The organism is Bosea sp. OAE506, from assembly GCF_040546595.1.
GTDB lineage: Bacteria > Pseudomonadota > Alphaproteobacteria > Rhizobiales > Beijerinckiaceae > Allobosea.
In genome coordinates, this window is record NZ_JBEPOB010000001.1 from 2,555,457 (window position 1) to 2,568,441 (window position 12,985).

8 protein-coding genes and 3 pseudogenes are annotated in these 12,985 nt (G+C 68.0%); 5 read left to right on the forward strand and 6 right to left on the reverse strand.

All coding sequences use genetic code 11. The features are described from left to right. Positions 1-26: 26 nt before the first annotated feature. From metH to ABIE41_RS12500, 5 genes and pseudogenes are all read left to right on the forward strand, one after another. Positions 27-3,783 (forward strand): annotated as a pseudogene (metH, locus tag ABIE41_RS12480) (methionine synthase). 112 nt (positions 3,784-3,895) lie between these two features. Beyond that, positions 3,896-4,195 (forward strand): alkylphosphonate utilization protein, encoded by a 300-nt coding sequence (locus ABIE41_RS12485; protein WP_192640735.1) that lies wholly within the window; start codon positions 3,896-3,898, stop codon positions 4,193-4,195. Beyond that, entirely contained in the window at positions 4,195-4,629 is a 435-nt protein-coding gene (locus ABIE41_RS12490; RefSeq protein ID WP_192640736.1) for a GNAT family N-acetyltransferase, read from the forward strand. The genes ABIE41_RS12485 and ABIE41_RS12490 overlap by 1 nt, the downstream gene beginning before the upstream one ends. Positions 4,630-4,755: 126 nt before the next feature. After that, entirely contained in the window at positions 4,756-5,325 is a 570-nt protein-coding gene (locus ABIE41_RS12495) for a flavodoxin family protein (RefSeq protein ID WP_192640737.1), read from the forward strand. A gap of 181 nt (positions 5,326-5,506) precedes the next feature. After that, positions 5,507-6,293: pseudogene (locus tag ABIE41_RS12500) on the forward strand (fumarylacetoacetate hydrolase family protein). Positions 6,294-6,309: 16 nt separating this feature from the next. Here the strand turns inward: ABIE41_RS12500 and ABIE41_RS12505 are convergent. The 6 genes and pseudogenes from ABIE41_RS12505 to ABIE41_RS12530 all read right to left on the reverse strand — a co-directional run. Continuing rightward, a complete protein-coding gene (locus ABIE41_RS12505) occupies positions 6,310-7,257 on the reverse strand; it encodes a GGDEF domain-containing protein (protein WP_192640739.1) in 948 nt (315 codons plus the stop codon). Positions 7,258-7,354: 97 nt separating this feature from the next. Next, positions 7,355-8,587 carry an ABC transporter permease gene (locus ABIE41_RS12510; protein ID WP_192640740.1) on the reverse strand — a complete coding sequence of 411 codons (1,233 nt, stop codon included), beginning with the start codon at positions 8,585-8,587 and terminating at the stop codon, positions 7,355-7,357. Beyond that, complete coding sequence (locus ABIE41_RS12515; protein ID WP_192640741.1) at positions 8,584-9,345, reverse strand: ABC transporter ATP-binding protein; 762 nt, start codon at positions 9,343-9,345, stop codon at positions 8,584-8,586. Before ABIE41_RS12515 ends, ABIE41_RS12510 begins: the two co-directional genes overlap by 4 nt. A 31-nt stretch (positions 9,346-9,376) precedes the next feature. Next, the gene (locus ABIE41_RS12520; RefSeq protein WP_192640742.1) at positions 9,377-11,029 is read right to left on the reverse strand and encodes an efflux RND transporter periplasmic adaptor subunit; all 1,653 of its coding nucleotides are present in this window, start codon (positions 11,027-11,029) and stop codon (positions 9,377-9,379) included. A 171-nt stretch (positions 11,030-11,200) separates the two neighbouring features. Next, on the reverse strand, positions 11,201-12,013 hold the full coding sequence (locus ABIE41_RS12525; protein WP_192640743.1) for an N-acetylmuramoyl-L-alanine amidase: 813 nt from the start codon (positions 12,011-12,013) through the stop codon (positions 11,201-11,203). A gap of 27 nt (positions 12,014-12,040) precedes the next feature. After that, positions 12,041-12,760 (reverse strand): annotated as a pseudogene (locus tag ABIE41_RS12530) (TerB family tellurite resistance protein); the annotation flags it as partial. Positions 12,761-12,985: the final 225 nt, after the last annotated feature.

The window sequence follows — 12,985 nt, forward strand, 5'->3', positions numbered from 1 at the left end:
AGCAAGAACTGAGACGAAAGCGCACCATGTCCGAGTTCACGCCCACCCCCGTTGACGGCGCCAAGATCGAGCGCGCGCTGCGCCAATCCGCGTCCGAGCGCATCCTGGTGCTCGACGGGGCCATGGGGACGCAGATCCAGAACCAGAAGTTCTCCGAGGCCGATTTCCGCGGCGAGCGCTTCAAGGGCTGGAACCACGATCTCAAGGGCAACAACGACCTGCTGGTGCTGACCCAGCCGGATGCGATCCGCGACATCCACCTCGCCTATTTCACGGCGGGTGCCGACATCGTCGAGACCAACACCTTCTCCTCGACCCAGATCGCCCAGGCCGATTACGGCATGGAGGCGCTGGCCTATGAGCTGAACGTGGTGTCGGCGCGGCTGGCACGCGAGGCGGCGGCCATCGCGCAGAAGGCGGACGGTCGTCGTCGCTACGTCGCCGGCGCGATCGGCCCGACCAACCGCACCCTGTCGATCTCGCCGGACGTCAACAATCCCGGCTTCCGCGCGGTGACCTTCGACCAGGTGCGCGAATCCTATGCCGAGCAGGTGCGCGGGCTGATCGATGGCGGGTCCGAGATCATCCTCGTCGAGACGATCTTCGACACGCTCAACGCCAAGGCGGCCATCGTCGCGATCGAGAACGTCTATCGCGAGCGCGGCATCCGCCTGCCGGTGATGATCTCCGGCACGATCACCGACCTGTCGGGCCGGACATTGTCGGGGCAGACGACGGAAGCCTTCTGGAACGCGGTGCGCCATGCCGCGCCGCTGACGATCGGGCTGAACTGCGCGCTCGGCGCGCGCGAGATGCGCGCCCATATCAAGGACCTTTCGCGCGTCGCGGATACGCTGGTCTGCGCCTATCCGAATGCCGGCCTACCCAACGAATTCGGCATGTATGACGAGAGCCCCGAGGCGACGGCCGCGATGCTCGCCGAGTTCGCCGATGCCGGCCTCGTCAATGTCGTCGGCGGCTGCTGCGGCACGACGCCGGGGCATATCGCGGCGATCGCGCAGGCGGTGGCCGGCAAGGCGCCGCGCCAGGTGCCGGAGATCAAGCGCTATCTGCGGCTGGCGGGTCTGGAGCCCTTTACGCTCGACGAGACGATTCCGTTCGTCAATGTCGGCGAGCGCACCAACGTCACCGGTTCGGCCAAGTTCCGGAAGCTGATCACCAGTGGCGACTATGCCGCTGCGCTCGACGTGGCGCGCGACCAGGTCGCCAATGGCGCGCAGGTGATCGACGTCAACATGGACGAGGGCCTGCTCGATTCCGAGAAGGCGATGACCGAGTTCCTGAACCTGATCGCCTCGGAGCCGGACATCAGCCGCGTCCCGATCATGGTCGATTCCTCCAAGTTCCCGATCATCGAGGCCGGCCTGAAGACGATCCAGGGCAAGCCCATCGTCAACTCGATTTCGATGAAGGAGGGCGAGGAGGCCTTCCTCGAGCAGGCCCGCATCTGCCGCAACTATGGCGCGGCCGTGGTGGTGATGGCCTTCGACGAGACCGGCCAGGCCGATACCTACGCCCGCAAGATCGAGATCTGCACGCGCGCCTACAAGCTCCTGACCGAGCAGATCGGCTTCCCGCCCGAGGACATCATCTTCGACCCCAACGTCTTCGCCGTGGCGACGGGCATCGAGGAGCACGACAACTACGGCAACGACTTCATCGAGGCGACCAAGACGATCCGCGAGACCCTGCCGCACGCCCACATCTCGGGCGGCGTCTCGAACCTGTCCTTCTCGTTCCGCGGCAACGAGAAGGTCCGCGAGGCGATGCACTCGGTCTTCCTCTACCACGCCATCAAGGTCGGCATGGATATGGGCATCGTCAATGCGGGCCAGCTCGGCTCCTATGACGATCTCGACCCGGAGCTGCGCGAGCTCTGCGAGGATGTCGTCCTCAACCGCCGCAAGGACGCGACCGAGCGGCTGCTCGACGCGGCACCGCGCTTCAAGGGCGACGGCTCGGTGTCCTTCTCCGGCAAGGACATGGCCTGGCGCGAGAACCCGGTCGAGAAGCGGCTGGAATACGCGCTGGTCAACGGTATCACCGCCTTCATCGACGTCGATGTCGAGGAGGCGCGCCAGCAGGCGGACAAGCCGCTACATGTGATCGAAGGGCCGCTGATGGCCGGCATGAACGTCGTCGGCGACCTCTTCGGCGCGGGCAAGATGTTCCTGCCGCAGGTGGTGAAGTCCGCCCGTGTGATGAAGCAGGCGGTCGCCTATCTGATGCCCTATATGGAGGAGGAGAAGCGCCTCAACGGCGGTTCGCAGCGTTCGGCGGCCGGCAAGGTGCTGATGGCGACGGTGAAGGGCGATGTCCACGACATCGGCAAGAACATCGTCGGCGTCGTGCTCCAGTGCAACAATTACGAGGTCATCGACCTCGGCGTGATGGTGCCGACGCAGAAGATCCTCGACGTCGCGCGCAAGGAGAAGGTCGACATCATCGGGCTGTCGGGGCTGATCACGCCCTCGCTCGACGAGATGGTGACGGTCGCTTCCGAGATGGAGCGCGAGGGCTTCGACATTCCGCTGCTGATCGGCGGGGCGACGACGAGCCGAGTCCATACGGCGGTGAAGATCCATCCGGCCTATGAGAAGGGCCAGGCGGTCTATGTCACCGACGCCTCGCGCGCCGTCGGCGTGGTGTCGAGCCTGCTCTCGCAGGACCAGAAGCCCGCCTATGTTGAAGGTATCCGCACCGAATACGCCAAGGTCTCGGCGGCGCATCGCCGGTCGGAGGCCGACAAGCAGCGCCTGCCGCTGGCCAAGGCCCGCGCCAACGCCTTCAAGGCCGACTGGAGCGCCTATCAGCCGCCCAAGCCGAGCTTCCTGGGGACGCGGACCTTCCGCACCTATGATCTCGCCGATCTCGTGCCGCTGATCGACTGGACCCCGTTCTTCCAGACCTGGGAGATGAAGGGGCGCTTCCCGGCCATTCTCGAGGACGAGAAACAGGGCCCGGCGGCCCGCGCGCTGTGGGACGATGCCCAGGCGATGCTGAAGCGCGTCGTCGACGAGCGCTGGTTCAACCCGAAGGCGGTGATCGGCTTCTGGCCGGCCAATGCGGTGGGGGACGACATCGCGCTCTATACCGGCGAGAGCCGGGCGGAGCGGCTGGCGACGCTGCATGGCCTGCGCCAGCAGCTCTCCAAACGCGACGGCAAGCCGAACATGTGCATCGCGGATTTCGTCGCGCCGGAAGGCATCGACCGTCCCGATTATATCGGCGCGTTCGTGGTGACGGCCGGTGCGGAGGAGGAGCGCATCTCCGAGAAGTTCGCCCGCGACAACGACGATTATCGTTCGATCATGGTCAAGGCGCTGGCCGACCGCTTCGCCGAGGCCTTCGCCGAGCGCATGCACCAGCTCGTGCGCCGGGACTACTGGGGCTACGCGCCCGATGAGAGCCTCGCCAACGAGGATCTGATCCGCGAGGAGTATCGCGGCATCCGGCCGGCGCCGGGTTACCCCGCCCAGCCCGACCACACCGAGAAGGCGACGTTGTTCCGAGCTGCTCAAGGCGGAATCCCGCGTCGGCGTGAAGTTGACCGAGAGCTTCGCGATGTGGCCCGGCTCCTCCGTCTCGGGGCTCTATCTCGCCCACCCCGACGCCTACTACTTCGGCGTCGCCAAGGTCGAGCGCGACCAGGTCGAGGATTACGCCGCCCGCAAGGGCATGCCGATCCACGACGTCGAGCGCTGGCTGGCCCCGATCCTCAACTACGAGCCCGCGAGCTACCGGCTCGAGGCTGCTGAGTAAGGGCTCCCTGGCGTCGCGGGTTTTACAGGCCGCTCTTGTTGAATGGGGGCGGGGCGGCGTATAGCCCCGCAGGGGCCGGCTGGCCCGACCTTGGATACGGAACGGACCTGACATGGCTGACGACGACTACGTCTATGACGAGGTGACGGGTGAGTGGCGCCCTGCCTCCGAGATGGCTGCGGCGGCCTCACCGGATAGCGTCGTCGTGCGCGATGCGGCCGGCAACACGCTCGCCGACGGCGATTCTGTCGTCCTGATCAAGGATCTCAAGGTCAAGGGCGCCGGCCAGACCCTGAAGCAGGGCACGGTCATCCGCTCGATCCGCCTCACCGACGATCCCGAAGAGATCGACTGCCGGCACGAGACGATCCGCGGCCTCGTGCTGCGCACCGAGTTCGTCCGCAAGCGCTGATGACCGCAGCCTCGCCCGTGATCCGCAAGGCGACACTGGCCGACCAGCCGCGCATCCATGCGATCCGCATGGGCGTGCGCGAGAACGTGCTGTCAGACCCCTCGCGGGTCACCGACGCCGAGATCGCCTGGTATCGCGACCAGGCGATCTTCCTGGTGTCGGAAGGCGATGGCGAGATCGCCGGCTTCACCTGCGCCAATCCTCAGACGGGGCTAATCTGGGCGCTGTTCGTCGATCCGGCGCATGAGGGCAAAGGCCATGGCCGGGCTCTGCTGGACGCGGCACTCGTGGATCTGATGGCGGCCGGTATCGTCCAGGCCCATCTCACCACTGGCGCGGGCACCAGGGCGGAGCGCTTCTACCGCCGGCATGGCTGGCGCGAGACCGGCCGCTCGCTCGACGACAACGTCGTCTTCGTCAAGCCGCTCGGTTGAACCGTGGCCGGCATTGCGCCGGCGCCATCCCGAGCCTGCGCGGCGGCAATCGTTTGGCCGTTGCGGACGTCGCCGCGCCGCAACATCTTGGGGGCACTCTAGCGACCGTTCCTTAGGAGGCACCGCATGACCCAGATCGCCATCGTCTTCCATTCCGGCTACGGCCATACGGCCAAGGTCGCCGAGCATGTCGCCAAGGGCGCACGCGGCACGGGCGCGACCGTCGATCTGCTGGCCATCGATGCCGACGGCAACTTGCCGGAGGCCGCCTGGGCCACGCTCAAGGCGGCGGACGGCATCGTCTTCGGCTCGCCGACCTATATGGGCAGCGTCTCCTGGCAGTTCAAAAAGTTCGCCGATGCCTCCAGCAAGCCCTGGTACACGATGGACTGGAAGGGCAAGATCGCGGCCGGTTTCACCAATTCCGCGACGCTGAACGGCGACAAGGGCTCGACCATCGCCTATCTCGCTCTGCTCGCCGCCCAGCACAAGATGCTCTGGACCGGCACGGGCATGCACCCGTCCAACGCCAAGTCGAGCACCCGCGACGACCTCAATAATCTCGGCGGCTATCAGGGCCTGCTCGTGACCTCGCCGTCCGATGCGAGCGTCGACGAGATGATCCCGGGCGACCTGAAGACGGCGGAAGCCTTCGGCGCCAATGTCGCAGACGTCGTCAAGAGCGTGAAGGGCTGATCCTTCCGCCACCCACCCACCTGTGCCGTGGCCGGGGCCGCCCTTCCTTCGGGAGGGCGGCCTTGCGTCGGCGGGCCGGCGGATGTTCATTGGCTCCCAGACCGGTGCCGCAGGTGTCCGACCGGCGGCTTGACCGGAGACGGCCTCGACAGAAGGCCGGCCAACCCCGGGAGCAAACGCCATGACAATCACCCGACGCACGATTCTGGGCTCCGGCGGAGCGGCCGCCGGGCTGATCGCCTCGAGCGCGCAGGCGCAGCCCGTCGCGACGGTGAAGACGCCCTTCGACGTGCCGCAGACGACAGTGCCGATCGTCGGATCGCAGGAGGTTTTCCCGGTCCGGCGGATCTACTGCATCGGCCGCAACTACGCCGCCCATGCCCGCGAGATGGGCTCCGACCCGACGCGCGAGCCGCCCTTCTTCTTCCAGAAGCCGACCGACGCGATCCAGTTCGTGCGGCCGGGCGAGGTGGCCGACCACCCCTATCCGTCGCTGACGAAGAACTATCATTACGAGGTCGAACTCGTCGCGGCGCTCAAATCGGGCGGCCGCAACATCCCGATGGACAAGGCGCTCGACCATGTCTTCGGCTATGCGCTGGGCCTCGACATGACGCGGCGCGACCTGCAGCGGGCGCTCGGCGACGAGAAGAAGCCCTGGGAGATCGGCAAGAGCTTCGATCGCTCGGCGCCGATCGGGCCGATCCCACCCGGTCGGCACGGTCGAGCATTTCACCAAGGGCGCGATCTCGCTGGCGGTGAACGGCACGGTGAAGCAGAACTCCAACCTGACGCACATGATCTGGTCGGTGGCGGAGCAGATCGCCAAGCTCTCCGAGGCGTTCGAGCTCAAGGCCGGCGACATCATCTATTCCGGCACGCCGGAGAATGTCGGCCCGGTGGTGAAGGGCGACGTCATCCTGTGCAAGATCGACAATCTGCCCGACCTGTCGATCCGGATCGTCTGATCCGGCTGCGCGCCGGTCAGCCGGCGCGCAAGGCCGCCCCAGTGGTGGGCGGACGCGCGATCATGCCGTCGAAGACACGCACGCAGTTGCCGCCGGCTGCGCGCGCCACATAGAGCCCGGAGTCGGCCTCGGCGAAGAGCCGTTTCGGCTCGCCGCGATGCGATGGCTTGAGCAGCGCGGCCCCGACCGAGAGCCGCAGCTCTATCGCGCCGCTGCCGTGCGGGACGGGGCGCGCCAATAGCCGGTGCGCGTTGTCGAGCGTGGCTTCCATCGCCTTGGCACTGCCGACGCGCAGGAGCAGGGCGAATTCGGCCCCACCGATCCGCGCGACCAGGATCGCATCGGGAAACAGACGGGCGAGACGCTCGCCAAGGCAGCGCAGGCAGTCCAGCGCGCCGGCATGGTCATGGCGCTCGCGCAGCCCCTCGACATCGTCGATCGCAACCACGGCCAGTGCGAAGCCATGGGGGCCTTCGGCATGGCGGCTGAGTTCGCGCGTCGCCTCCTCGAAGGCGCGGCGGCTCGTCAGGCCGGTGAGCGGATCGTTCGTGGTGACCGTGACCAGTCCGTCCCACATCTTCTTTTCGGCCGTGACGTCCTGCTTCGAGCCGAAGATCCGGATCGGGCGGCCCTGATCGTAGCTGACGCCCAGGCGCAGGCGCATCCAGCGGCTGCGGCCGTCGGAACGGAGCTGGCAGTCCAGGACGAAGCCCTTGCCGCTGCGGATCGATGCGGCGCGCTGCCGCTCCATCTCGCTGCGGCTCTGGCTCTGATAGATGTCGAGCGCCATGGAGCGATGCAGCGTCTGTCCGCGCCGGATGCCGAAAAGATCGTAGACACCGTCGGTCCAGGACACGATCTCGGTGGCGAGGTCGCAGGACCATGCTCCGCCCGGTCCCAACAGGGCCTCAGGAAAGAGGCTCGCGGGTGCGTGGGCAGGCTTGGCGAGGGTCGTGTCGAGCATCGTCGGGAAAATCCCCGCAAGGGGAGGCAGTCAACTCGCATCCGACAATAAGGGTGACGGGTTAACGCCCCTTTCAAGTCCCGACGAAATTCGGGCGTCACTCGCGGCGCAGCGCCTCGATCGGATCGAGCCTCGCGGCCTGGCGGGCCGGGTAAAAGCCGAAGAACACGCCGATCATGCCGGAGACGCCGACGGCGATCAGGATCGTCTCGATCGAGACGACGGAGGGCCAGCCGGCTATTCGCGCAATCGTGAGCGCCGAACCGATCCCGAGCGCGATGCCAACCGCCCCGCCGATGGTGGCGAGCGTCGTCGCCTCGATCAGGAACTGGGCCAGCACGTCGCGCTGGCGGGCCCCGACCGCGAGCCGCAGGCCGATCTCGCGCGTCCGCTCGGTGACCGAGACCAGCATGATGTTCATGATGCCGATGCCACCGACGAGCAGCGAGACGCCGGCCACCGCCGCCAGCAGCCAGGAGAGCGTGTTGGCGGCCTGGGTTGCGGTGTTGGCGATCTCGGTGAGGTTGCGGACGATGAAGTCGTCCTCCTGATCCGCCATCAGCCGGTGGCGCTGGCGCAGCAGCGCGCTGGTCTGTTCGATGCCGGGCGCGATCGCATCCTCGCTGGCGAATTTAACCATGATCGTCTGGACCGAGCGGTCGCGGGCGTAGTTGCGGCCGACGATGCGGCGCCGGCCGGTGTCGAGCGGCACAAAGATGACGTCGTCCTGGTCCTGGCCCAGCGCCGACTGGCCCTTGGGCGCCATCACGCCGATGACCTTGAACGGCACGTTGCGGATACGGAACTGCTGTTCGAGCGGGTTCTGCTCGCCGAAGAGATTGCGCGCCACCGTCTGCCCGATGATGGCGACGATCTCGCCGCGGCGCAGTTCCTCCGGTTCGAACAGGCGGCCTTCGCCGACCTCCCATTCGCGGGCGGCGAAGAAGTCGAGATCGGTCGCGGTGATCTGGGTCGACCAGTTGGCGCCGGCGAAGACGGCCTGGGCGCGGGTGACGATGACCGGGGCAGCCGCGACCACGCCGTCGACCTCCTTGGTGATGGCGGTCGCATCCTCGTCGGTCAGCGTCGAGGAGGCGCCGGCGCCCAGCCTCGCGCCGCCCTGCGTGACGTTGCCGGACTGGACGATGGCGAGATTGGCGCCGAGCGACTTGATCTGAGAGGTTACGCGCTCGCGCGCGCCCGAGCCGATCGCGACCATCGCGATCACGGCGGCGACGCCGATGATGATGCCGAGCATCGTCAGGGCCGAGCGCAGCGCATTGGCGCCGATGGCCGACAGGGCGGAGCGGATGGCCTCGAGAATGCTCACGGGACGGCCTCCGGCAAGGGTTCCGGCGCGGCGGCATGTGAATCGAGAGCCGCCAGCGCGGCGCGCGCATCGGCCGCCTCCTGCCGCTTGTCGCTCAGCAGGCGACCGTCGCGGAAGCGGATGACGCGGCGGGCATGCCGCGCGACCTCGGCGTCATGGGTGACGAGGACGACTGTGACGCCCTCGCGGTTCAGGTCCTGGAAAAGCGCGAGAATCTCCAGCGCGGTGCGGCTGTCGAGTGCGCCGGTGGGCTCGTCGGCCAGCAGCAGGCGCGGCTCGTTGACGAGCGCGCGGGCGATGGCGACGCGCTGCTGCTGCCCGCCCGAGAGCTGCATCGGGCGGTGATGGGCGCGCTCGGCCAAGCCGACGCGACCGAGCGCGGCGAGCGCGCGCTGGCGCCGCGTCTTGCGGTCGGCCCCGGCATAGACCATCGGCAGCTCGACATTGGCGCAGGCGTCCACCCGCGGCAGCAGGTTGAACTGCTGGAAGACGAAGCCGAGCTTGCGGTTGCGCAGTTCCGCCAGGCCATCGCTGCCGAGCGTCTCGACCGCGACGCCGTCGAGCCGGTAATGCCCGCCGGTCGGCCTGTCGAGGCAGCCGATCAGGTTCATGAAGGTGGATTTGCCCGAGCCTGATGGCCCCATCACGGCGACGAGATCACCCGCCTCGATATTGAGAGAGACGCGGTCGAGCGCGGTGACGCGGCCGGAATCGAGGTCATAGACGCGGGAAAGCTCGCGCGCTTCGATCAGCGGCATGGCCGCGCCGCTTCGATGGAGGGCGCGCCCATCAGAACAGCCGCGGCGGGCCGCCGCGCATTGGCGGGCCGGCGGGGGTGGCAGGTGTCGTGGCGGTGGGGCGTGGGCCGCCGCCGACGATGACCGCCTGGCCCTCGCCGAGCTCTCCGGAGAGCACCTCGGTGTAGGCGCCGTCGGTCGGGCCGAGCATGACCGGCACGGCGCGCGGGCGGCCGTCCTCGCCGAGCACATAGACGCGACCGGGCGAGCCCTGCTGCGGGGCGCTGCGGCCCTCCTGCATCATCGCCTCGAACTTCGCCCGGCGCTCAGGGTCGAGCACGGCAGCGACCTTGGCGATCATGTCGGTGCGCGCCTTGCGGAAGACGGCGCGGCGCTCCTCCTCGGTCAAACCGGCCATGGCCTCGCGGAAGCCGGCGCGGCGCTCCTGCATGATCGTGGCGATGGCCTGTTTCTGCTCGGGCGTCGGCTGCAGTTCGGTCTCGATCCGCTCGCGGAAGGCGGCCGCCTGGCCGGGACCGCCGCCGCGGCCGGCTTCGGGCACCGCCGCGATCGCCGCGCCGGAGGCCGGGGCTGGGCCCGCCCCGGCAGCTCCCGCCGGGCGGAAGCGCAGGGCCGCATTGGCGACGCGCAGCACGTCGCGCCGATCCTCGGTGACGACCTGAAGATTGGCGGTCATCCCCGGCAAGAGAGCCATGTCCCGGTTCTCGACTCGGATCACGCCGGTATAGGTGACGACGTTCTGGATGGTCTGCGCGCCGAGGCGCACCATCTCGACGCGCCCCTCGAAAGTGCGGTTGGGATAGGCGTTGACGGTGAAGGTCGTCGGCTGGCCGGACTTCAGGCGGCCAACATCGGCCTCGTCGACATTGGCGTAGATGTCGATGGTGCGCAGGTCCTGCGCGATCTGGAACAGCGTCGGGGTCGAGAGCGAGGCGGCGACGGTCTGGCCGAGATCGACCTGGCGCTGCACGACCACGCCGTCGACGGGCGAGCGGATGTCGGTGCGCTCGAGGTCGATCAGGATGTCCTTCAGCTTGGCCTCGCGCTGGGCGATCAGCGCCTCGCCGGACGCGACCTGGCCCTCGGCGAGGAGAATGTCGGCATCGAGGCCGTTGAGCTCGGCTTTTGCCGAGGCGATCTGCGCTTCGCTCGAGGCCAGGGTCGCGGTCTGCATCTCGAGCTGGGTGCGGGCGGTGTCGAGGGTCTGCTGCGAGCCGGCACCACGGCTGAAGAGCTCGGTCTGGCGCGCGGAGGTGCGCTTCGCATCGGCGAGCTGCGCCGCGACGCGGTCGCGCTGGGCCTCGAGATCCTTGACGGTCGAATTGGCCTTCAGCCGTGTCGAGCGCGCGCGGTCGAGCTGGGCACGCTTGACGAGAAGGTCGGCACGGGCCTGCGCGACGTCGGCCTGGGCGGCGTCGCGGCGCGTCCTTATCTGGTCGCTGTTGAGGCGTGCGACGACCTGGCCGGCCTTCACCTGCGAATTGTAGTCGGCGAGGATCTCGACGATCTGGCCCGAAAGCTGCGAGCCGACCAGCACGGTCGTCATCGGTGTGAGCGTGCCGGTGGCACGCACGGCGGCTGTGATCTGGCCGCGGTCGACGGGAGCGGTGCGATAGGCGGTGTCGGCCGAGGGGCCGCCCGCCGGCCGCCAAGCCCAGTAGCCGCCGGCCGCGAGCACGGCCACGACACCCGATCCGATCAACCACTTGCGCAAATTGGTCCCCATCGTCGCGCCGGCAGGGCCGGCGTTCCAGCCCCTGCACCATGCCAGAATGGCGTGCGAACCGCGAGTTAACTTACCGCAATGTTGCGGAGAGGTCGGTTTCCGGTTGTTTCGGCGTCAGCACGCGTTGGATTACGCGATCCGCGAGCCCTGCGTTGCGGCGATCAGATCCCGCAGCGTCGTGATCGTCGAGGCGTCGGCGACGCCATCGACCTTTTCGGGGCGCCAGTGGCGCTGGAAGGCGGCGACGATCGCTTCCAGCTTCTCGTCATAAACACCATCGACCGTCACGCCGTAGCCGAACATCGCGAACATCGCCTGCAGCGCTTCGACCGGCTGGCCGCCATCGCCCTTGGCGAAGAAGCGGCCGCTGCGGATCGGGGCCGGTTCGGTCCAGAGGCCGACACCGCCTTCAGCGAAGTGTCGCCAGGGAAATTTCTCGCCAGGGTCAATCTTGCGGCCCGGGGCGATGTCGGAATGGGCGAGCACGCGCTCACGCGGGATGGCCCAGCGCTCGCAGATGTCGCGGCAGAGGTTCAGCGTCGCCGCGATCTGCTCTTGCTGGAAATCGGGCAGGCCGCCGGGATGGCCGGGATTGGCGATCTCGATGCCGATCGAGCAGGAGTTGATGTCCGTCTCGCCGGCCCAATGCGAGGCCCCGGCATGCCAGGCGCGGCGCGCTTCCGGCACGAGCTGGAGCGTGTGGCCGTTCTCGAAGACGAAGTAGTGCGAGGAGACCTGCGAGACCGGATTGCAGAGCCATTGCAGGGCTTCGCCGGCATTCGGCATGCCGGTGTAGTGCAGGATCAGCATGTCCGGCCGGCGCGGCGCGCCCTCAGCCGGGCTGCCCTCCTGTGCAGCGGTGCCGCCCTTGCGTTCGCCGTGGTTGGGCGAGGGGAAAACCTTCGTGGCGAAGCGGCTGTCGGGAGTGGCGTCGCGGCTCATGCGGGCGTGCTCGTCAGTCCTGGCCCGAAGGCCGCGCTCGCGCTCGATCCGGTCCCAGGCGGCGTTGATCGCAGCCAGGCGCCTGGTGGCGATGGCAACCGCTTCTTCGGGCAGGCCACGGGCGATCTCGCGATCGGGATGGTTCTGGGCGACAAGCTGGCGGTAATGCCGCTTGATCTCGTCGTCCGACATCTCGCGCGAGGCGCCCAGCACGAGATAGGGATCGTCGGCGCGGCGGACATGGCGGGCCTCGATGCGGGCGAAATCGGCATCGTCGATGCCGAAGATCGTCGCCACGTCGCGCAGATAGGCATGCTCGTCCTGGTGGATCGCACCATCGGCTGCGGCAATCAGGAAGAGCCCGTCGAGCACGTCCTCGAGCAGGGCCGGCTCGTCGCGGAAACTCTCGGCGATCTGCCCGGCATAGGCCTCAAAACCGGCGCTGGTCTGCTTGGCGAGATCGAACAGCATCTCGATGCGCGCCTGCTGCTCGGGGGGGACGGTGACGATCCGCTGGAAGGCGGCGACCTCGTCGCGCGTCACCACGCCATCCGAGCGGGCCATCTTGGCGGCCAGCGCGACGAGGCCGGTGGTGAAGACGAGTTCGCGGGGCGCTGCACCGAAGGGTGCGCCCTCGCGGTCGACCAGCATATGCCCTGCGAGCGCCCCGAGCAGCGCACCGAGCGGGCCGCCGAGCACGAGGCCGAGGCCGCCGCCGCCGAGCGCCCCCCAGAAAGACGAAACCATGGTGCAGGCGACTCCGGCGCAGTGGTGACGGCGCGACCATAACCAGAACGCGACTGCGCCGACAGCCCCGGCATGAGCCCGACTCGCCGCATTATCCGGTCGCAAACCGTAATTATGGCGAAAATCGGGCAGAAAGTGCCGGGCCCGCGCCAATACACAGCCGGCTCGCGACCCCGAAGTGTCGAGGTGGGGCTTTTACATGATCAATACTTGTCAGTAAGACTC